This is a genomic window from Pedobacter psychroterrae, from assembly GCF_004331695.1.
Lineage (GTDB): Bacteria > Bacteroidota > Bacteroidia > Sphingobacteriales > Sphingobacteriaceae > Pedobacter > Pedobacter psychroterrae.
Genome location: NZ_SJSL01000003.1, coordinates 254,309 through 277,733, shown reverse-complemented (window position 1 = coordinate 277,733; position 23,425 = coordinate 254,309). Strand labels below are relative to the sequence as shown.

Here is a 23,425-nt window from a genome sequence, read left to right as displayed (position 1 = left end):
TTATTTAAAATGTAAAGTTCAGTCCGGCCGTAAACGTACGGATGTTGGGATAAGCAGCTGTATAAGAATCTGTTTCCGGATCAACACCCTTGTAAGGCGTAATGGTAAAAAGATTCTGTGCATCGACATGGGCCCTGATAGAAGAAAAAGCTCCTCTTGTCCATTTTGTAGGTAAGCTGTAGCCAAGTGAAACATTCTGTAGCCTTACAAACCAGGCATCCTGCATAAAGAAGTCACCCACACTGTACGGAGAAAATCCCCAAAAAGAACTAGGAGTTGTTGTGGAAGGGTTTTGTGGTGTCCATCTTTCCTTCACAGTCCTTAATGCATTATAACCATTTGAGTAAACTCCATATGCGCTAAAGCCATAAGTTACATAATTTGGATCCGCCATGGTGCGACCAAATAGTCCATTAAAATCAAAATTAAGACTGAATCTCTTATAGGATAATATGTTGGTTATACCTGCCATCATGCTCGGATCAGAAGTACCCACGAGTTTGGTATCGGCATCATCAATGATTCCGTCAGGACTACCAGTTCTGAGAAACCGGCCATTGGCATCTACTGCCGGGTTATTATTGGCATCCCTTACATAACCATTTATATCCTTAATTTTAATCATACCAGGTTTTAGTTCTGGCTGTGATACCGGAACAGTCTCTCCAACTTGTAAAATACCATCAGATAGTCTGCTGTACACGGCACGGATCGGATCACTATCACTTTCGTAGACCAATGGTTTCCAATCTGGTGCTCTTTCTTTCCAGTTGTCTTTAAATCTAGATATATTAAGCGTTGTTTTCCACTGAAAGTTATCGGTCCTGATGTTCCGTGTAGTTACACTAAATTCAAATCCTTTACTTTTAGTTGTACCGACATTATAGATAATGGTGTTGACTTCATGGTATGAATTGAGGTCTTTGAAATCCAGCAGATCTGAAACTTCATTATCAAACAACTCAAATGATCCTTCTACCTTTCCGCCTAAAATGGAATAATCAATGCCAAAGTTTGCCCCTGTAGTCGTTTCCCATTTCAAATCCGGATTTTCAAGTCTGGAAAGTGAGACTCCTATTAAACGGGCATCATCACCTGATAACCAGGCCGGATAAGTACCGTATGCCGCAAATGCGTTGGTATTAATGCTTGCTTTTCCCGTTTGTCCGTAACCAAGTCTGATTTTGAACTGGGAAACCACATTTTTCAAACTTTTAAAAAACGGTTCTTCAGCTACATTCCATGCCACTGCGGCAGATGGAAAAGTACCCCATTTATTATTGACCGCAAATACGCTTGAGCCGTCTGTACGGGTGGTAAAGGTAAATAGATACCTTCCTTTATAATTATAATTGAATCTCCCGAAGTATGAAGCAATCATTACTTCAGACGCTCCTGAACCAGGAGCCAGAGGGTTTGTAGCAGCCCCCAGATTATTCCAAAGAAACGCATCAGTAATAAACCCAGTGCTCGAACTGTTGCTATTCCTGTTTAATGTTTTCTGTTGGGAGACACCTGCAAGAATATCAAACCGATGGTCGCTACCCAATGTTTTCGTATAATTTGCAGTAGCCTCAAGCAGGTAGTCATCGTTATCTGTATTACCAATAAAAGCCCTGCCGCCTTCTAATGCACCATTTAAGGTAGTTGTCGGGATATAACTCTCTCTTTTCGTAAAACCCCTGTCCATACCTGCCTTTAATCTTACTACTAATCCTTCAAGGGGTGTGATATCAACAAAAGAATTCAGAAGCATGCGTTCGATTCTTCCTTTATCAGAAATGGTTAACAGAGAGTAAGGATTGGGCTGCAGCGCCAACTGTGGATTCAGTGGATAATTGCCATCTTCATCAATTGCCTGGATATGAGGGCCCTGCTGGATAGCAGCCCTGATTATGCCAGAATTCTCAAATTGTTGTCCACCAAGTTGACTGTTATTATTATCTATCCTGCTAGTTGTCAGGTTCAAACCAAGTTTGATGTATTTGCTAATCTCTTGATCTACATTTGCTCTTAATGAAAATCTTTTAAAGCCGGAATTTTTAATAATTCCATCCTGATCATAGTAGTTCCCTGAAATCAGGTATTTGGTCGTTTTAGAACCTCCGGAGGTTGACAAATTATGCTGTTGGGTAAAACCGTTACGTGTGACTAATTCCAGCCAGTCTGTTCCCTTTCCTACATTGTTAATAGCGTTTTGGGTGTATAAATTCTTATATAGACCATTTACAGGACTTGCCAGGGCATCAGCCAATGTCCTTGTTCCATAGGGAATTACCCCATTATCGAACTCCCATTGCTCTCTACCAGCCTCATTCCTCACTTGCATCCATTCATTTAAGGGTAATACGTCAAATGAATCGTTGTATTGCTGTATAGTAAAATTGTTCGCGTAATCAACTTTTGTTTTCCCCTCAGCGCCTCTTTTGGTGGTAATTAATATTACTCCGTTTGCCGCACGTGAACCATATATAGCAGTTGCACTTGCATCTTTAAGCACTTCGATAGATTCAATGTCGTTCGGATTGAAAGAATTCAAGATACTCTGTGTGCCTCCTTCATACCTTCCCCCCACTGTTGGAGGCTGCTGCAAATCGGATATTGGGAAGCCGTCTACTACATAAAGTGGTACATTTCCAGTTTCGACAGATCCATATCCCCGCACCTGAATATCGACTCCACCACCGGGTTGTGCGCTGTTCTGACGAATTGTTAGTCCTGCAACCTTACCTTTTAGCATGTTTCCGATCTCAGGACCAGATGAGATGACCAGGTCCTCTGATTTGACAGAAGAAATCGCACCCGTTAAGTCACGTTTCTTTTGGGTACCGTAACCGATCACTACCACTTCATCCAGACCAGAATTTGATTCTACCAAGGTGATGTTCATGAGAGATTGAGTACCTACTGTTACCTCCTGGATATCGTATCCTATCATCCTGAAGACCAAAATCTCGCCCTGATCTACAGTAATACCGAACTTACCATCGCTATTGGTTGAAGTAGCCGCGCTACGATTCTTTACATTCACAGTTACACCCGGAATAGGGGCTCCATCCTTGTCTGTCACACGACCAGTAACGTCGATGTTCACAAAGCGATCGACCACGATATCCAGAAATGCAGGCGCAGTTCTCTTTTGCAAAATAATGGTCATGCCTTTTAGCGCATAAGTCAATGACTGTCCATGGAGCGTGGTCTTCATCGCTTCTTCAATAGACACCTGCTTTAGACTCAGATTAATGGATGGCTTATCTTTTAAAAGATCTACATCATATAAAATATCATATCCGGACTGCACATGGATCTGTTTAAGTGCGTCTTCCAGCGATATATTCTTCTTGCTGATGCTTACCTTCTGGGCAAAGGAAGCAGCACTTACCTGTATAATACTAACGATTAATAAAAGAGTAGTTATCTTCATCGCTAAACCTAAATTTAGTTCCTCCAGGTAGTTCTTTACACTTCCATTTGAAAGGTAATTCTTTACCGTAAGGAACATTTGCTTGTAGCCCAAAGGCATACAAAAATTTCTAGTAAAATTTCTATACATTTGTTTACTGAGTTAGACTGTGACGTGCTTTTTTATCTTCCAGGACGTGAAAGCACCCACAGCGGTTAAAATTGTGTTAATACATAATTTGCAGCTACCCGGTCATAAACAGGGGTGTTCTATCATCCCTGTTTAATTATATTTTAGCTGTACTCAGAAGATTAAGGATCGTTTTTGTAAGGTTTTTTCATTTGGTTCTTCGGTTTATGGTTAATTGAAATTTTGTTTATTTATCTTTAAATGGCATGACAATCACTTTCCTGCCTTCTATTCTGAACTGTACGGCTTTAGTGGCACTTAACATCTCCAGGACTTCCGACACGTTTTTAAATCTTGAAACAGACCCTGCCAGTGCTTTGCGCCTTACATCTCCCTCGTAAGCGATCTCTACATCATACCACCGCGCAATCTTATTCATAATACTCGGTACATTTTCCTCAACGAAAACAAATTTGCCCTCTTTCCATGCTATCACATCGTTCACATCTACTTCAGCTACTTCGATTTTGCTGGCAGCCGATACGGTGGCTTGCTGACCGGGAACTAGGCGTACATCTTTTACGTCAGCCCTGACTGAAGACACACGCACTGAGCCTTCCAGCAAAGTGGTCTTCTCATTTCCCTCCTCGAGGTAGCTATTGATGTTAAAGTGCGTGCCCAGCACGGCTACCTCCTGATTTCTGGTATTGACTACAAATTTCTGCGATTTATGCTTAGCGATCTCAAAATAGGCTTCACCTACAAGCGTTATCCTTCTTTGCTCCTGACCGGTAAAGCTAGCGGGAAATTGAATAGAGGAAGCAGCGTTTAACCATACTTTAGATCCATCGGAAAGAATAACCTGGTAAGTACCGCCGCGAGGCGTGGCTATACTCATTAAACCATCCTTTTTTATATCATTGGCCTGTGTAGCAGCGATTACTGTTTCATCATTATATTTCAAACCGGCGACATCTATTACTACCCCTGTTTTAGACTCGCTAAGATCGATCGACTTACCATTCGCCAGTGTAAGCTTAGCTGTATTGCGGCCAGGCTTAATGCTCCCGGTACTCGCGGCCAAATCAGCTGTTTTGCTTTTATCCGAATTAAGCGGCGCATTAAAGAAGTAAATGCCGATTGCCAGGAAGGCAACTGCCGCAGCTGCAGCCCAAATACCTATTTTAGATCGGCCTGCACTTAAACGCTTAACAGAAACTTCGTCATCAATAGAAGACGCAATTCTGGCATATAAGATTTTCTTTTTATCCGCTTCGTCTGTCACAGGTATTTCACCTGACTCCTGAAATGAATTGTACCAGGCATTGTATGCGCTGATCTCAGCCTCAGAAGCTTCCTTTTTGAGGATTCTATCTGCTAAAACGATGAGTTCTTCCCTGTTCATATACCATATAGGCACTTGAAACGAACGGAAGGCCCAAGCTTATTTGAAATATATATTTTATTTGCGATTTTTTCTTGAAATCAAAGCATTGTACACCACAAAGACATCTTGCCCAGATTAGATTTGAGCTTTTTCAATGAAATATTGATCTGATTTTTGACAGTTTTTTCTGATATACCCAATTTATGGGCAATTTCTTTGTTGCTAAGATGATCATATCTGCTCAGGTGAAAAATCTGTCGCGCCTGTGAAGGTAATGTCTCTGCAAATTCCTCGATCATCCTCATCAGTTCCTTAACTTCAAGATTAGTCTCTGCTTCGTATTCATCTACCTTAATTTTACTATAAGCGATGTCTTTCAGTCTGCCCTGTCGAATCACATTTAGCATCTTAAACTTGACTGCAGTGAGGAGATATGCTTTTAAGGAATGTACACTCAACTGCTCATGATGCTGCCATAACCAAACAAAAACGTCTTGCAATACATCCATGCAGGCTTCTTCATCCTTTAAAACCTGAATGGCTGAGCGATAGGCTACCATCCAGTACCTGTTATAGATCTCAGTAAAAGACATACGATCTCCTGCTTTCAATAAAGACAGCAGTTCCTGGTCGGTATATGAGCTATAAGAAGTCATGGGTTTCCCTGAGTTTCAACACACACAAATAAACAAATAATTATTTACACATACATTTTAAATCATTTGACGTCCTCACTGCTTGGTGTCTGAAAATCCCTTAAAAACTCAAACAGACTAACTTCTCCGGGAATCTGCAACTTCTTTCTGAGCCGGTACCGGCTGATCTCCACTCCGCGCGGGGAAATTTTCATAAGCTGCGCAATCTCCTTGGTCGACAAATTCATTTTCAGAAAAGCAGACAACCTCAGGTCATTATTTGTAATTCCGGGAAAGGCAGATTTCAGGTGCATTAAAAAATCGGTATGTACCTTATCAAAATAGATCGCAAATTGTTCCCAGCTCTCATCAGCCTTTTCCTCGGAAGTCAGCAAGCGGACGATTCGTTTAATATCAGACTGTTGTTCTTCTTCGTGTATTCCTTTATTGAGTTTATTCAACTCGTCTTTGATCTTCGACAATAACTCGGCTTTCTGTACCAGGTGCATTGCTGTTGAAGCCAGTTCGGAATTTCTGGCTTCTATTTCCGCCTCCAGTTTTTCATTTTTCAGCTTCACAATCTCCTTTTCAGATTTGTCAATTTCCAGCTGATGAAGGTATTTAATCCGCTGTTGCTTCTCCTGAAACTTGATCCGCTGCTGCAAAAATTTCTTTTGCTGCTGCTTATAAATATAGTAGATCAGTGAAAGCAGCAGGAAGGAATAGAAAAGATATGCCAGGGTAGACTGGTACCAGGGAGGGAAAATAGTAAAGGCGTACGAACTTACTTCCGAGTCATTGCCAAAGTTGTTCCTCGCTTTTACCTTAAACACATAGTCGCCATGCGGCAAATTGGTATAATCCTTTTCTGTCCTTTTGCCATAGGCTGACCATTTCTTATCATAACCTTCCAGCAAGTAACTGTACTCAATATTAGGTTGGCTTTTAGTCAGTGTTGAGGAGTATTCAAAGTGAAAAGAGTTCCAGTCGTACTTGATACCAGGTACTTGTTCCTGATTTTTAAGCTCGTCCACTTCGCCAAAATACCCGCCAAAAAGCAAGGTATCTGTTTTACCTATGGCTTTAACCATCCGGATTTTTGTTTTCAATGGACTGATACTCGTTAGATAGTTCTCATAATTGATGTGATAGAATCCTTTTTGAGAGCCGATCAGCACGTTATTCTTATTGACCGGATAGATGTGTTCAAAGCCACCCACCAGCTTGCCATTTAATTCAGGTATATAGATCAGTTTTTTTCCGCCTGCCGAAAAATCACAGACTCCCAGATTTTTTTCCTGTATAAACCAGATATTGCCTTCCAGGTCTTCCTTTAGATATCTGATGTAGCGTTCCCCAAAAACGGGCTTAAAGTAGGCCGAAGGTAAGAAACGATTTTTTGACTCATTGTATTCATAGATGCCTTTTTCAGTTGAAATGACAATCTTGTTCATCACCTTGTAGACGTGATTGTTGAAGGTAGAAGGAAGCCCATTGTTTTTGGTATATAAACTAACCTTCGGATTTTCCAGGTTATGCAGGTCAATCTTATAAACACCCTTGTAAGGATGAGAAGCCCAGATGATGCCCTTCCTGTCAACTGTTACAAATCTGGCAGACTCCCTCAGTGTTTTGATGGTACCAGATAATTTAAACGTACCGTCTTCCAATTTGAAAAGATCGATACCATTATAATTTCCAGCAAGGGTAAGCAGGGTGGTATCACTTTTAGTATAATAGGGCAGGAAATTCCAATAGCCCTTTCCACTGCTGATGCGCGTGGCGGCACCTCCCTTTATTGCATAAGCGCCCTCGTGTTTACCCAGCAATAAATGTCCGTCTACAATATTCATTCCCCAGGTCTGGCCTCTTGTGTTGGAAACCAATTCAAAATTAGCATTGATCAGGGTCAGGTCTTTGTTTTCAGATAGTGGAATACTGAACACAGCATTGGACAGTCCCATATACAGTTTATTTTTGAAAACCATCGAACTATGCCCTACTGCATTACCAAAAACTTCTGGATTTATATGTTTGATGGCGTTGCTGTTTGCAATAAAACCAATTCCGTCGGTGAGTCCAAGCCAGATATTGTTGTTGTTGTCTTTGAGCATACGCAGCACAGAATTGTTTTGTAAACCGGATTTCCTGGAAAAATTATAGACCAGGGAGCCTTTCCTGTTTACAATATAGCAACCGTTGACATTGGTGGCAATTGCCATCATATCGGAATTGATCTTAAATGCTTGTTTGATCTGATCATTAGCATATCCGCTGGCATTGTAATCCTCCAACTTTCTCAGTGAACCTTTATGATAAGTATACAGACCATGGTCCCAGGAACTGAGCAATATGCTGTCCTTGCCATAAGGTGCCACAGAAGTAATTAAAAAATCTGAGGCAGGCAGTCGCGCAGTAATAGGAAAAAACTTTCCCCGCTCAAAACCCAGCAACCTGTTTTCCTTATCCTGTACTATGAGCTGGTTATTTGCGGCTCCCATAAATACCCAACTGGAGACTGACGGGAAAACTTTAACCGAATCATTCGAATATTGGAAAATGCTTTCTTCTGACCGAAAATAAACAATGTGGTTTATTGATACGATTTCCCATATATCGGTAAAAGATCTGTAGCGCAGGGGTATCTTGCTTTTCAAACTAAAAAAACGCAGTTCTCCATTGGCACCCGGAGAGAAATAACCAAATTCGTTTTGTCCACCTACATAAATCTTATGGTCTGCCGCGATGCGGATAGAACGAACAATGGTCTTATTAGGCAAAGGATATATTTTCCAGTAGGTGCCGTCAAAACTGAGGAGCCCCTCATTGTTGGCAAAGTACAAAATTCCATTGCGGTCCTGTTGAATATCCCAATTGTGTGTACCCCCTCCGTATTCTGATTTTTCATAGTTTATAACATCAGGTAAACCGATGGGATTTTGGCCGGAAGCAAGCAAAGCAGAAAACAGAAGTAAAACAAAGATAATATTTGGTCGCACACGCTCAGTTTATGTAATAAAACTAACCAAAATCTTATCAATTACAAATGATGTACCCAAAAACCTCATTTAAACACTTTTTTTAGCGGTTATGATGTAGTATTGATGTACCCTAAAATATTGGATATGTAGAAATCAACTCTACATTTACACCATCAATAACCAATTATAAATCGTATGAACTATAAACCAATCATCAGGTTCCTATACCTGTACCTGCCATTAATTATGGTATCCTTTTTAAATTTTAGTTGCAAAGATGAGGTTCATGAACTGGGTGTTCCTGCTAACGCATCTTTCAAAGTCAGTAAAGTGGATGGCAAGGCCAATACATTTCTCCTGGAAAGTACGTCTGAAAATGCTTACCGATACCAATGGGACATCGGTACAGAAGAAGGCCTGAAAGCAGGAGTTGCCAAACAAGAAGCTTATTTCTTAAAAAAGGGCATTTATAATGTGAAACTTTATGCCTATGGTAATGGTGGCTATGACATGGCCACACAGCAGGTGACGGTAGACAGCGACGACCTGACCCCTATTCTTACAAATCCAACTTTCCAAATGCTCACCGCACATCCATGGAAGCTAGACCCAGTCTCAGCTTCGCCTATTATCGTAGGTACGGAAGGCAACCCTGGAGAATATTTTGGAGGTGGGCCACTGGCAAATTGCCAGGTAGATGATGTATACACGTTTGCATTTACCAACAACGACTTTAAACTTTCCTATAATGCAAACGGTGCCACATTCAATGCCGGAAATCTCCAGCCAAATTATGTTTGCGGTAGCGACAGGTCTTATAACAACGTATCATTCACATTTAGTACAGTAGTTGCAGGCGCAGGTCTCGCTACAATTACGTTGCCTGGTGCACCTATCCCCAACTTTATTGGTGTTACAGACATCTCGTCCAATAATTTCAGGATCATTTCCATATCTGCCAATGAGATGGTACTCCGTTCTGGCAAAGCCACAGAGGTTGTTCATCAAATGAGGTTTATTCGCAACTAATCCATCCTTATCAGAGATAAATAAATTAAAATTCATGAAAAAAATTAGACTTTTACTCATACTATTGCTCAGCACCTGCTTCATACATCAGTCGCTGGCACAAAACTATTCCGTAAGCGGAAAAGCCACAGACAAAACTGGTCTGCCGATGGTAGGCGTATCGGTCCTTGTTAAAGGAACTAATGCAGGCACTACGACCAATGTGCAGGGTAATTATACCATCAATGTACCTCAAGGTACAGCCACCCTGGTATTCAGTTATATTGGCATGATCAGTCAGGAAATTGTTGTTACAAAATCTGGTGTGGTCGATGTGGTACTTGATGACAATACCGATGTGCTCAACGAAATAGTGGTAGTCGGCTATGGTAGTCAGAGACGTTCCAGCGTTACGGGATCTATCTCTACCGTCAATACCAAGGAGCTCTTGCAAAGTCCTGTAGGCGATTTGAGTAACGCACTGGCAGGCCGCACACCTGGCGTAATTACCAAGCAGCCAGCAGGCGAGCCTGGATCTGATGCCGCACAGATTTACATCAGAGGAAATTCTACATTCGGAAATGCAACCATGGAACCTCTTTTCGTGATCGACGGAATTGTCCGTTCATTCAGAGATTTCTCTCAGATGGACCCAAATGAGATTGAATCGGTCAATATTTTGAAAGACGCCTCATCTGCGGCTATTTTTGGGGTAAAAGGCGCAAATGGTGTAGTGCTTGTCACCTCCAAACGTGGTAAATCAGGTAAACTTAGTGCCAACTACTCCTTCAACTATGGCTTTTCTGAAGTAACCAGGTTACCTAAAAATCTAGGATCATATGAATATGGATCGCTATATAACGAAGCAAAAATAAACGACAATCCAGACGCAAGTCCGGAGTTCACGCTCGACCGTCTGGAAGGTTTCAGAAGCGGGTCAAATCCAGATCTCTACCCAAATACAGACTGGATGGACCTCGTGCTGGGCGGCAACGCTCCCAGGCTGCAACACAACGTTTCATTAAACGGGGGAACCGAAAAAGTGAAGTACTTTACCTCTCTGGGCTATTTGAACGAAGATGGTTTATACAAATCACTAAACTACAACCGTTACAATGTACGTAGCAACCTGGATATTCAGGCTACCCCTACCACGCGTGTATCAATAGACCTTTCAGGAAGACTGGAGAAAAGAACGACTCCTCCGTCTGGCAGTATCTTTGAACATACCATGCGTAATCCACCGATCTTTCCGGCCAGGTTCTCTGACGGCAGGTTGGCCAGTCCGGGTGTGTATCCAAACCCTTTGGCACTGGTGAGTGAAGAAAGTGGGTACAACCGCACGTCAGGAAATTACCTGTTGAGCAACTTTCAGGTAGTCCAGGACATCCCATGGGTGAAAGGTCTTTCACTAAAAGGGGTGCTTGCATTCGACAGAAGCTTTACCTACAACAAAACCTGGAACCAATGGGTGCCACTCTATGTAAGAAACGATGACGGTACATTTGCACTTACCACACCCAGCAAATCGGCTTTATCTAAAAACTTTGGAGAAGCAAAAGGAACAGAGCTGCAAGCGCACATCAACTATGAAAACCGCTTTGGCAAACATGGCATCTCGGCGCTTGCCCTGGTGATACAAAAAGAAAATGAAAACAGCGGAATTACGGGTTCGAGAAATGCCTATGAAAGCTCCGCCCTGCAGATCCTGAATTTTGGCCCGGCACTTAATGAAGTGCTCCAGGACAATGAAGACCGTACCGGTCTGCGTAGTGCTGCCGTAAGGGTAAATTATGATTTTGACAATAAATATCTTTTTCAGGCCAGTTTAAGAAGGGATGAATCAGAAAACTTCGCCCCTGACAGACGGGTTGGCTATTTTCCTGCTTTCTCAGCGGGATGGCTGATTAGCTCAGAGGATTTTATGAAATCGGTTAATGCTATAGAGTATCTGAAGGTCAAAGCTTCTTATGGTCAGCTGGGAAGTGACCGTATCGCCAGCCGGTTTGGATACTATAACCGTTATAACCTGGTAGCAAACAATTATCCATTTGGCACGGATCTGGCAAACGGACTAACTCCTGGTGCCATTGCCAATCCAAATGTAACCTGGGAAACCAGTACAAAAACAGACTTAGGCTTTGAAACCCGTCTATATAAAGGGATGATTGGCATTGACTTTAGTTATTTCAATGAAAAAAGAAAAGATATCCTGACTACTCGAAGCTTATCTGTTCCCTTGAGTTTTGGTGCATCGCTGCCAAGTGAAAATATCGGAATAGTAGAAAATAAAGGTTTTGAACTGGTACTAAGCCACACCAATAGAATTTCCGACAATTGGTCATACTCGCTTAGTGGCAATGTTACCGTGGCTAAAAACAAAATCATTGAAGCTGCAGAAGCAGTGAATGTTCCTCCAGGCAAAAAAATTACAGGAAGGGCCAACAATGGCTACTTCGGATATAAGGCAATCGGCATATTCCGGGACCTTGAAGATTACAACAATTCACCAAAGACAACAGCTTTCCTGAACTCTACTGGCCCTGGCGATATCAAATATGAAGATATAAGTGGAGCTGATGGGGTACCCGATGGCAAAATAGATGATTTTGACATTACCTATCTAGGTGGCGGGGCGCTGCCGGAGGTTTTGTACGGCATCAGTGGGGGTGTAAACTTTAAAGGTCTTGAAGTCAACTTCCTCGTTCAGGGAGCCACAAAAGTGCAGCAGCTATTGACCCAAAATTCAGCATGGGCTTTCCATAATGGCGGACGTGTAACTGAAGAATGGCTGGACCGCTGGACTCCGGACAACCCGGATGCCGCACTTCCCCGTTTGTCTTTAAATACAAATGGAAACAACTACCTGACAAGCAGTTTTTGGGTTGAAAATGCAAGTTATATCAGGCTCAAGAATGTGGAAATTGCTTACACCTTAAAAAGCGGGTTTCTTTCAAAAATCAGCTCCAGTGGAGTACGCTTTTTCGCTACCGGACAAAACCTGCTGACTTTCACTGACATTTTAAATGTTGATCCGGAGAATTCAAATGCAATGGGATGGTATTATCCTCAGCAAAAGACATTTACCATGGGATTAAACGTACAGTTTTAAATCAATATTAAAAATAAGATAATGATTACTAAGAAATATAAATGGGTAGTTGCGGCGATGTTTATAACATCAATCGCCCTTTCCTGCAAGAAAAATGTGCTCGATGTCAAACCAACCAACTTTGTATCCGATGTGGCTGTTTTTGAAGACATCACCCTGACCTCGCAGTTTTTAACCAATGTGTATTCCAGTTTACTAAGCGGCTTTGAGCGTAAAGACTGGGGCTTTGACCAGGACTGGTCGGCGGGCTTTGCGTTGCTGGACATGGCTACGGATGATATTGAAGGACACAATGACCTGCCATTAAACAAAGTACAGGCAGGCGACCTCAACTCTTCTTTTTCGTTGGGCACAGAAATGTGGCGCAACAATTATATACTGATCCGTAAGGCCAATACACTTATCGGCAGGATTGACGGGGTACCTACTACAGATACCAACTTAAAAACACGTATTAAGGCTGAGGCCAGGTTCCTGAGGGCATTTGCCTACTCTGAATTGATCAGGGCCTTTGGTGGTGTCCCACTGATTCTAAACGAGCAATTGATCACAGATGACTTGCTAGTTCCACGCAATACGTATGAAGAGTGCGTTAATTTTATTACCAAGGAATGTGATGAAGCAGCAGCAGACCTTCCATTCGAATATCCTGCTGCCGACCTTGGCCGCGCTACCAAAGGCGCAGCACTTGCCTTGAAAGCCCGTGTATTATTATATTACGCCAGTCCACTGAACAATCCGTCAAACGATGTTACACGCTGGACCAATGCAGCAAATGCGGCCAAAGCAGTCATGGATATCAAAGACCAGGGCTATTACAACCTGCATCCGGATTACTATCAGTTGTTTTTCACCAAAGCAGGTAATAAAGAGGTGATTTTTGCGAAAAAGTTTGCCAGACCAGGAAGAACCCATCAGACTGCATGGATGCTCCATATGAGTATCCAGAACCCTGACGTAATTGGCGGCGCCTGGGGTGCTTTTCACGCTACCCAAAACCTGGTAGATGCTTATGAAATGAAAAATGGCAAACTGATCTCGGACCCTACATCCGGCTATGATCCGCAAAACCCTTACAAGGACAGAGACAGCCGCTTTGACAAATCCCTTATACATAACGGCTCGGTCTTTAAAGGCGTCACCGTCGAAACGTTTGAAGGCGGTAATGCCAATAAATCTACCAATGGCGACCGTACAAAAACAGGCTACGGACTTAGGAAATTTATAGATGAGCGCTTCCTTACCGCAGATGATGTATACCGCGGGGGTGATAACGACTGGATTTATATGCGTTATGCCGAAGTACTTTTGAACTACGCAGAGTCAAGAAATGAAGCTGCAGGCCCCGACGGAACGGTCTTTAGTGCAATCAACGAACTTAGAAGGCGGTCAGATCAGCCTGCTTTATCAGGACTTGGTCAGGTGGAAATGCGGGAGCGGATACGCAATGAGCGACGTGTGGAACTTTCATTTGAAGAACACCGCTTTTATGATGTACGTCGCTGGAAACTGGGCATGACTTACTTTAACGTACCTGTAAAGAAAATGAAGATTGTGAAAAACGCCAATTCCACACTCACTTATACTGTAGAAAACTACGAGAACAGGGTATATAAAGAAAATTTCAACCTGCTGCCTATCCCGCAAATGGAAATTGAAAGAAACCCTGAACTAGTTCCAAATCCAAATTAGTAATCTATAAAAAATTATAAAATGCAGAAGAAAATTGCAGGTATCTTCCTTGGCCTTTGCTTCCTGAGCTTAGTACCCGCGACAGCAAAGTTACCCGATGCGCCCAATAAAGCCATCAAGGTAGAAGTTGTAAAGAAAGGAACCGGATATCAGCTGATACGCGGCGGTAAACCTTACTTTGTAAAAGGTGCTGGTGGAATGGATTACTTAGATAGAGTTGCTGCCTATGGCGGCAACTCTATAAGGACCTGGAGTACCAATAATGCTAAAAAGATCCTTGATTCGGCCCATAAACACGGATTGACCGTCCTGATGGGGCTTCCGGTAACTGCAGAGCGCCATGGTTTTAACTACAGTGATGCAGCAGCGGTAAAAAAACAGTTTGAACAGGTCAAACAGGAAGTCTTAAAATACAAGGACCACCCTGCTCTGCTAGCCTGGGGAATAGGTAATGAGCTGAACCTTTCTTACTCCAACAACAAAGTGTGGGATGCAGCAAATGATATTGCAAAAATGATCCATGAACTAGACCCGAACCATCCGGCAACCATAGTACTGGCAGGAATACACAAGAAAGAAATAGATGAAATAAAGAAAAGTGCTGCTTCAATCGATATCCTCTCCATTAATACCTATGGTGGTCTGGCTACCCTACCATCTGAGATTAAGCTGGCAGGATGGGATGGACCCTATATGATAACAGAATGGGGGCCTACTGGTCACTGGGAAGGGCTTGAAACTGCATGGAAAGCTCCCATAGAGGAAACAAGCAGTGAAAAGGCAGCCGTATACAAAAGCCGCTATGGATTTTCAATTGAAAAAGACAAAGAAAAATGTTTGGGTTCGTACGTGTTCTTATGGGGGCAAAAGCAGGAAAGAACACCGACCTGGTATGGCATATTTACTAGCAGTGGAGAAGAATCAGAGGTGGTGGATGTAATGCAATACCTATGGAAAGGTGAATATCCGGCCAATAAAGCTCCGCATGTGTATTCGTTTCAACTAAATGAGCAAAAAGCCAGTCAAAATATTTATCTTAAGGCTGGCGAAAGCTATTTAGCAACTGCATTGGCCTCAGATCCTGATCAAGATTCCCTCAGGTATAGTTGGGAGCTACTGCCTGAAGCCACCAATGTAGGTGAAGGCGGCGACCATGAAGACAAACCTGATGCTGTCAAATTTACTTACCAGGAGGCAGGAAAAGGCAAAGTTACTATTAATGCTCCGGCGAAAGCAGGTGCTTACCGCTTGTTTGTTTACATCAGCGATGGCAAAAACAAGGTTGCAACAGCAAATATTCCATTTTATGTTAAATGATACCACTATGAGATCAAGCCAATTGTATAGAAAGATGCCACTGCTCTTACTTTTTGTTTTACTGTTAAGTTGCAAAAAAAATGCGACCGCCCTCAGTCCTACCAATCTCCAACTTCAGGCCGAGGTAAGTAGTGACGGATCAGGTAAGGTTAACTTTACAGCTACTGCACAGAATGCAGACCGCTATTACTTCACCTTTGGAAAAAGCAGCAATGAAGAAGGCATACGATCAAACGACGGCAAGGTCTCTGCTACTTATACCTATTCGGGTACCTTTACCGTAAAGGTTACTGCCTACTCTGCAGATAATAAATCAGCTGAACTCAGTCAAAATGTTGCTGTAACGGTGGGTAATGGAACCGAATATGAAGGAGCGCTGAGTTATACTGGCATGAACCTGGTTTGGAGAGATGAATTTGACGGAACTAGTTTGAATCCGGCTTTCTGGACTTTCGAAACCGGTACCGGAAGTAATGGATGGGGTAATAATGAGCTTCAGTATTACCGTCAGGAAAACACCGGTGTTAAAGATGGCTTTCTGACCATTACTGCAAAAAAAGAAGCTTTTGGCGGTAGGGAGTATACCTCTTCGAGGATTAAGACACAGGATAAAAAGACCTTCAAATACGGTCGCATAGATATGCGCGCGAAATTGCCAAAAGGCCAGGGTATATGGCCTGCACTCTGGATGCTGGGCAATAATATCAGCACAGTAAACTGGCCGCTTTCTGGGGAGATAGACATCATGGAAATGATAGGTGGAGGAGCCGGCAGGGACAATACCTCGCATGGCACACTCCATTACGACAACAACGGCTATGCCACTACGGGAAAATCATATACGCTTCCCGAGGGAATCTTCAATGACAAATTCCATTTATTCTCCCTGGTATGGACTTCCACTTCTATGAAATGGCTGGTAGACAATCAGGAGTTTTATGCTGTAGATATTAGCTCGTCGGCATACAATGAATTTCACAACCAGTTCTTCCTGCTCTTTAACGTAGCAGTGGGCGGCAACTGGCCGGGTAGCCCTAATGCTGCCACCAGCTTTCCACAACAAATGGTAGTAGATTATGTTCGGGTGTTTCAATAAGAAACCCCGAACTAATCTAAAATATTTTGTCTGGCGTTAGTTGACAAAAAGCCATCTTAATCACTAAACTTGAAGAATTTAACTACTTAAACGAAAGATATAGTAAGGAAACACCCTGCCTTGGCAGCAATATTTTTAAATTAGCAGTACCATTTTCAGGTTTAAGCATTGAAGGTTTCCCCAGCATAGCTAGTTGACCGGCTTTTTCAAGTTGTCTGATTTGCATGGCTGTTGGATTTACAGGAGAACCCATTTTTTTCCAAACTTCATAGGAATTACTGTGCAGATCATCAATGCGATAATGCTTAATTTCGATTGCTTTTAAAGGCAATCCATTAAGCTGGATATTAACCTCTTCAGCACTGCCCTTTTCATCAGCATCATGATAATTCCATACCATAACTGCTGCAGATTTATTGCCTTTTGAAGCCAATGCCCCAATATCTGTTTGAACACCACGAATACCCGTACTTAAAATACTGTCAAGAACATACATCCTGTTTGACTCAACCTTAACCAAATCTCCAGTCATCATTCCAAACATCCTGAACACATTCAACACTGGTTTATCTACACCATTAGTTGCCAGATCCCTGAATCCATAGAACCATGGTTGGTTTTCAAATTCAAATGCCCAGGTAACCGCACCGATCAGGTTAGATTTTAATAAGCGGGCCAACTCATACTTGCGGGCAAATGATGCGGCAGTATAACTGGAATACATGGTTCCGTTGCGGTAAGCATTTTGAGGATCAGTAGCCATACCACACGCTGCACATCCTTCCGGATCTGACTCTCCTATCACTATTGGTAGATGTTTTAGTTCGGGATAAGCGGCAATGACTTTTAGATTGTCTTTAATATTGCGAAGCTGACTACGGATTCCCATTACCACCCTTCCATTTTCCAATTTTGGTGACCCCTTGGCGTGAAATAAAAGAATATCCAATGGTGCCCCTATTTTTCCGGTTGCGTAATTGGGTTCAAACAAACAATGTCTGATAAAAGCATCTTGAAATTTCATGGCTCCTCCTGTGATATCAGTACCTCCAATTTTTGCTGTTGGCAAAGCTCTCTTAACTGCATCGGCTGAATAATCATACAGTTTAAAAAATTCTTGCTGCGTTCCTCTCCAATATGGTGAATCCGGTTCGTTCCAAAGTTCCCAGTACCAGCTTTCTACTTCTTCCTTTCCGTAGCGTTCAACACTATGCTTCACCCATTGATATATAAGCTCTGCCCATTTATTATAATCCTTGGGAGGATATGCCCAACCAGTAAAAATATCACTGTATTTATCACCTGGTTTCCAGTTATGTTTATAAGGAACAGGTTTGCTCGACAGTGCTTCCGGCATAAAGCCAATTTGAGCCAGAGGTTTCATCCCCCTTTTGATATAGGTATCAAAAATACTGTCAATAATAGACCAGTTGTAAATTGGATTTCCATTTGCATCTTCAGTATAGGCATTTGTTGACCCCCATTTTAGCGCAGCCACTCCATCACCCGTTACCAATAAACTATGTGCCCTGACAAAGACAGGCACCGGACTTGCAGCAGCAATTTCGCTTAGCAATTTCTTACCATCCTTCATATAGGTGTAATTTGGCTCGTCATATCCAAACCATGCCCATAATGGCTTCATTGATTCTATTGACTTAGAAAAATCAACGGCTATATTTGCCGATTTATTTTTCCCGGTCTGAGCATAGACCAGACTATTTATACCAAATACAATGATAAAAAGTTTAATACATTTTTTTACAAGCATGTTTTCTGTTTGAAGTGATAATATTTTTACCATTGATCGAATTTTCATCAGGTCTAAGCGTATTTAATGTGCTTTTATTTCAGCACTTTGATCTGCCCCTTCATCACCATATAATGGCCGGGATAGGTACAGATGAAAGGATATATGCCTGGAGCTTTAGGTACTGTAAAATAAATAGTATCAGATTTCCCGGGCTGCAATAAAACGGTGTGCGCCAATACCTTATCGCTGTTAGGAATAAAATTGTACTTTTCACCATCCAGCCCCATCTTCATTGCCATTTCCCCGACCAGATTGCCTGATCCCGGAGCAGTCAACACAAAATTATGCAGCATGTCATCCGTATTGGCAAAAGTCAGTTTCACCCTGGTGCCTGCCTTTAAAGTAAGATTTGTGATGTCAAACTTCAAGCCCGGCTTAGTTCCCAGTACAATGGTTTTATCCGGGCCGTTCTTCCAGCTTTCCGGCTGTTTGGTCAGGTGCTTTTCTGCAGCCGTACTGCCGCTGATCTTGCCACCAGTTGTTGCCATATTGTCCATGTGATGATGACCCTTTGTTTCTGCTGCTTTATTAGCCAGCATTTCACCAACTGGCTTATTTTCAGTCGTAACTGTAAGCTTTCCCCCATCAGGAATCTTATTTAAAGTGTAATACGCATAATTGTGGAGCAAAGGAATGTTGCCGTTTGCCGACCTCAACCCTTCTGTCCTGATCTCATGGATATACCCTTCTTTTAAACTATCCAGTACCAAACGCACACGTTTGTGATCAGGAGAAACCACGATAGCTTTGATGCTGCGTGCGGACTGGCTTATTGCCGGGCTCCCATAAATGTGGTGGTACTTGTATGTAAAAGTCGACAGCTGGTAAGAACCCGCATTACGCGCAGTCTTTTCATCTACAGGCATGGTAAATTCCAGTTCGAAGCCATCAGGCTGCGCCCTTACTGTCTGCACCTCAAAAGGCACAACACCAGACCAGGTCAAACGCTGCAGGCCATACTCTTCTTTTCCGGTCGATGACCATCCCCTTGAAGTCATACCGACGAGCATACTGCCATCAGATCCCCAGTTCATCCGCAATATACCTGATGAAAATCCTTTCCTGAATGGAAATACGACCCCCTGGTATACACCTTTTACCTTTTCCAGGGATACCCTGCTGATCTTGCTCTGGGCCTGGTCACCCACAAAAAGCTGTCCTTTAAAAGGCCCCATATTTCCATGATCCGAATAATTCAGGATGCCTGAAGTCGAATTGCCCATAATAGAATGCGGGATCCATACTGAAGGGGTTTTTAATCCGGGTACCTTTTTGGCCACTTCATACTTCGGTTCACCGGTATCTGGAATGTCCTTTTTACTAAGCTTAACCGGAGAACCGGGCTGATCAGCCCAGATCAAACCTGCCGGATTGCCCAAAAAATCGCCCTCCTCTACATGGGTAATGTGACCGGAGCCCACCCAGTCGCCCTGGTTTTCTGCATAAAATATTTCGCCATTGCTGTTCAGTTCAAAGGCGGCAGGCGAACGAAAACCTGTAGCAAAAGGCTTCATCGTAAAATCTGGACTGAATTTCAGCATCCAGCCATGCCATTTGGATAAACTTTCACCAAAACCGATCCAACCAAGATTCAGCGTAACCACCATATTGCCATCCTTGTCCAGCATCGGACCATAGGCATACTCATGGTAATTACCTGATAGCGGCCAGGAGTACATCGTACTGTATTCATCAGCCTCGCCATCGCCATCCAGATCGCGAAGGCGCGTAAGTTCGGCACGCTGCGTTAAGTACAAATCACCTTTTATGTAATTTAAGCCCAATACTTCATGCATACCATGTGCAAATAAGCGGTATTTAGGCTGCTGTCCGTCTTTCATATACGGATTCGTAATGATCCATACCTCTCCGCGACGCGTAGCTACCGCCAGTTCATCATTGGGTAAAAAAGCCATCCCGCCAACTTCAAGTGCGATTCCTTTTGGAATAGGAACCGTAACGATTGGAAATATTTGATTTTCTGTTTGTACATAAGCAACGCCGGTATTATTTTGCGCATTTGCTGCCATCATGCCAGCGCCCAGCAATAAAAAGGACAATAAGTATTTCGAGTGTTTCATTTTGATTACCAGATTAGCGAATAAGTTAGTGAAGCAGTGCCTTTGGCCAATGGAGCAAGCAGTTCCTGGCCATTTTTTGTTTTCCTGATAAAAGCTTTCGATTCCGCCCCCACTTTTATACTATAGGCTTTATTTCCAACACTATAAGTATTGTCTTTCAGCGCTTCTATCACTGGTCCTGCGGCGATCCTGCAATACAGAAGTTCCTTGCTATTGCTTATACTTATAGTTCGGTCTATCGATCCGCCACCATTTTGTACCACTATCCGGTCATTGATATCAGCACCATTTGAGGAATATGAAAATGTGGGCATTTTGTTCTTATCCAATACATAACCCTTATTCTGAAGGCCATCAAATGCGATCGAGTCCGGCCATACTGTATCTTTATCGGCCAGCGCCGCAATAGCAGGAGCCGCAGAAAGCGGCAACACGGAACCTAATGGTTTGGCCAGTTGAGGTTCCCCCCTGTCCTTCCACATTTCTGTCACATCGATAAACTGTCCGCGCCATATCTGTAATAATGCACCCTGCTTGAGGTCGTATGAATAACTGACCTTTTCCGGAGTACCGACTGAGATCACATGGGTACGTTTTTTACCCTCAAACATCAGGTAACTCCGCAATAAATACGGTTTATTTCCGACGGCGGGCATATATGGATTGGCGGTTTGCGCCCAGGTAGAGCTTGCGCAGCAAGTAAAAAACGCCAGGCAACACATTACTCGTTTACAAGTAGTCATAATTAGAGGTTTTTTGGTTATATAACAACGAAACAATCGATTGCGGAGTAAATATATAAAAGATCTTTAATTATCAACTATTTGAATAGATCTGAATCTGTAGGTGACGGGTATTTAAGTTGTCCCATCAACAACTTTTACTGATGAACAAACATTATTGCCCAAACATTGCTTAATTTGGTAGACCAGAGGAAAGCTAATACTGATACATATGCCAAGTAATTTAATGTAATACCCACAAGCGTGTAAAAAAAATGAAAGAAATCAATGACATTATAAGCGCCTATCAGAAAGCTATAAAGGAAAACCTTAGGGCGGCTCTTGCTACGGTTGTCAGTGTGGAAGGCTCCTCCTATCGCAGGCCTGGTGCCAGGATGCTCATTACTGAAGACGGCATGTTGACTGGCGCCATCAGTGGTGGCTGTTTAGAAGGCGATGCCCTAAAAAAAGCGCTTTCGGCCATTCATCAGCAAGAAAACAAACTAGTAACCTATGATACCACCGATGAAGATGACGCCAAGTTCGGAGTCCAGCTGGGCTGCAATGGGATTGTCCATATTTTGTTTGAACCCATCGATCCGGCAGATCAATTAAATGCAATCAAAATATTAACCGCGCTCAAAAACCAAAGGGAAGATGCAGTCATCACAACTTTATTTTCCCTTACAGAAAAAATGCAACTGGGAACTATGTTGTTCTATACAAGTGTCAGTCAACTTACTAAGTTTCCGAAAGAAATACAACATCGGGGAGAACTAGATGCAGAAGAAGTATTAAAAACCAGCGCATCAAAGCTTACCACCTACGGCAATAGCAATGCATTTGTTGAATTCATTCAACCGCCAATCTCACTTATCGTGGCGGGAGCGGGTAATGATGTGCAACCATTGGCGACTTTTGCTTATCAACTTGGCTGGAATGTAACTGTTGCAGATGGTAGGGCAACGCACGCTACCTTCAACCGTTTTCCAACTGCAACGCAGGTCATTGTGGCCAAACCACAGCAATTAATGGATCAGCTTACTATTGACGGCAATACAGCCATTGCGCTAATGACACATAACTATAACTATGATATCGAACTTTTGGCAATTTTGCTAAAGACCAATGCCCCCTATATCGGTACCCTGGGGCCAAAGAAAAAAATGCTCCGGATGCTCGATGAACTAGGAGCAGATACAGCAGAAAACAGGTCTCGCATCCATGGTCCAATCGGGCTTGATATAGGTGCAGAAACCGCTGAAGAAATCGCCATTTCCATTATCGCAGAAATTAGATCGGTGTTTGCTGGGGCCTCGGCAGGTTTACTTAAAGAAAAAACAGGTTCTGTACACCAACATTCAAATCACTGTAGCTCATGAATACCGGGATCATTATATTGGCAGCCGGAAATTCCAGCAGGCTCGGAAGCCCCAAGCAATTGCTCTACTATCAGGGAAGCAGCTTATTGCAACGAACCGTGGCAGCGGCCGAAACAACAGCTTATGTGCCGATTGTGCTGGTATTGGGCGCCTACGCAGACCAAATCCTTGAGCAGCACCCAGATTTCAACATCAACATCATCATCAATGATAGCTGGGAAAAAGGAATTTCATCGAGCATTGCGGCGGGATTATCAAAAATGCTCGAACTGGAGGCCGATACAAAAAATGTGGTCATCGCAGTTGCCGACCAGCCATTTATTCGACCAGAAATTTTCACGGAACTTGTTGAGGAAAGTCAAAGAAGTAGAAAAAACATCGTTGCCAGTAAATATGCCGAAACCATTGGCACTCCTGCCTTGTTCAATGAAATTTATTTTGATGAGCTAATTGCCTTAAATGGAAATACCGGGGCAAAACCCCTCTTGCAGAAATATGCAGCAGATGTAGCGACAATTCCCTTTGAACTTGGTCACATTGACATCGATACCCAAAAGGATTATAACAATTTAAACCACGAGCAATGATTGCAGATTCATTTGGACGTATACATCTTATTTCATTCGTCTGTTCTTTGCTTTCAGCGATCGATGATTGGTTGCACTAA

Annotated in this window: 14 protein-coding genes; 7 read left to right on the top strand and 7 right to left on the bottom strand. The window is 42.7% G+C overall.

Features of this window, described 5'->3' with window-relative positions; translation table 11 throughout:
- Positions 1–4 precede the first annotated feature (4 nt).
- The 4 genes from EZ437_RS14890 to EZ437_RS14875 form a co-directional block, all read right to left on the bottom strand.
- Positions 5–3,553, bottom strand: coding sequence for a TonB-dependent receptor (locus EZ437_RS14890; protein WP_131596853.1), 3,549 nt, complete (start codon positions 3,551–3,553; stop codon positions 5–7).
- Positions 3,554–3,779: 226 nt separating this feature from the next.
- Positions 3,780–4,937: a FecR family protein gene (locus tag EZ437_RS14885; RefSeq protein WP_131596852.1), complete on the bottom strand. Its 1,158-nt coding sequence runs from the start codon at positions 4,935–4,937 to the stop codon at positions 3,780–3,782.
- A gap of 80 nt (positions 4,938–5,017) precedes the next feature.
- Positions 5,018–5,575, bottom strand: coding sequence for an RNA polymerase sigma-70 factor (locus EZ437_RS14880; protein WP_131596851.1), 558 nt, complete (start codon positions 5,573–5,575; stop codon positions 5,018–5,020).
- Positions 5,576–5,637: 62 nt separating this feature from the next.
- Positions 5,638–8,553: a triple tyrosine motif-containing protein gene (locus EZ437_RS14875; protein ID WP_131596850.1), complete on the bottom strand. Its 2,916-nt coding sequence runs from the start codon at positions 8,551–8,553 to the stop codon at positions 5,638–5,640.
- Positions 8,554–8,730: 177 nt separating this feature from the next.
- Between EZ437_RS14875 and EZ437_RS14870 the strand changes: the two genes are divergently transcribed.
- The 5 genes from EZ437_RS14870 to EZ437_RS14850 are packed head-to-tail and all read left to right on the top strand — an operon-like array spanning position 8,731 to position 16,760.
- Positions 8,731–9,564, top strand: a complete 834-nt coding sequence (locus EZ437_RS14870) for a hypothetical protein (protein ID WP_131596849.1) — start codon at positions 8,731–8,733, stop codon at positions 9,562–9,564.
- Between the two features lie 34 nt (positions 9,565–9,598).
- The gene (locus tag EZ437_RS14865) at positions 9,599–12,655 is read left to right on the top strand and encodes a SusC/RagA family TonB-linked outer membrane protein (RefSeq protein ID WP_131596848.1); all 3,057 of its coding nucleotides are present in this window, start codon (positions 9,599–9,601) and stop codon (positions 12,653–12,655) included.
- 21 nt (positions 12,656–12,676) lie between these two features.
- Entirely contained in the window at positions 12,677–14,347 is a 1,671-nt protein-coding gene (locus EZ437_RS14860; RefSeq protein ID WP_131596847.1) for a RagB/SusD family nutrient uptake outer membrane protein, read from the top strand.
- A 21-nt stretch (positions 14,348–14,368) separates the two neighbouring features.
- Complete coding sequence (locus EZ437_RS14855; protein ID WP_131596846.1) at positions 14,369–15,664, top strand: glycoside hydrolase family 2 TIM barrel-domain containing protein; 1,296 nt, start codon at positions 14,369–14,371, stop codon at positions 15,662–15,664.
- Positions 15,665–15,671: 7 nt separating this feature from the next.
- The gene (locus EZ437_RS14850; RefSeq protein ID WP_205942720.1) at positions 15,672–16,760 is read left to right on the top strand and encodes a family 16 glycosylhydrolase; all 1,089 of its coding nucleotides are present in this window, start codon (positions 15,672–15,674) and stop codon (positions 16,758–16,760) included.
- An 82-nt stretch (positions 16,761–16,842) separates the two neighbouring features.
- Here the strand turns inward: EZ437_RS14850 and EZ437_RS14845 are convergent, their stop codons facing one another.
- The 3 genes from EZ437_RS14845 to EZ437_RS14835 form a co-directional block, all read right to left on the bottom strand.
- Entirely contained in the window at positions 16,843–18,531 is a 1,689-nt protein-coding gene (locus tag EZ437_RS14845; protein ID WP_131596845.1) for a GH39 family glycosyl hydrolase, read from the bottom strand.
- A gap of 74 nt (positions 18,532–18,605) precedes the next feature.
- Positions 18,606–20,654 carry a plastocyanin/azurin family copper-binding protein gene (locus EZ437_RS14840; RefSeq protein WP_131596844.1) on the bottom strand — a complete coding sequence of 683 codons (2,049 nt, stop codon included), beginning with the start codon at positions 20,652–20,654 and terminating at the stop codon, positions 18,606–18,608.
- A 5-nt stretch (positions 20,655–20,659) separates the two neighbouring features.
- On the bottom strand, positions 20,660–21,397 hold the full coding sequence (locus EZ437_RS14835; protein WP_131596843.1) for a hypothetical protein: 738 nt from the start codon (positions 21,395–21,397) through the stop codon (positions 20,660–20,662).
- 254 nt (positions 21,398–21,651) lie between these two features.
- Here EZ437_RS14835 and EZ437_RS14830 point away from each other — a divergent pair, with 254 nt between their 5' ends.
- On the top strand, positions 21,652–22,758 hold the full coding sequence (locus EZ437_RS14830; RefSeq protein ID WP_131596842.1) for an XdhC family protein: 1,107 nt from the start codon (positions 21,652–21,654) through the stop codon (positions 22,756–22,758).
- Entirely contained in the window at positions 22,755–23,345 is a 591-nt protein-coding gene (locus EZ437_RS14825; RefSeq protein ID WP_131596841.1) for a nucleotidyltransferase family protein, read from the top strand. Before EZ437_RS14830 ends, EZ437_RS14825 begins: the two co-directional genes overlap by 4 nt.
- Positions 23,346–23,425: the final 80 nt, after the last annotated feature.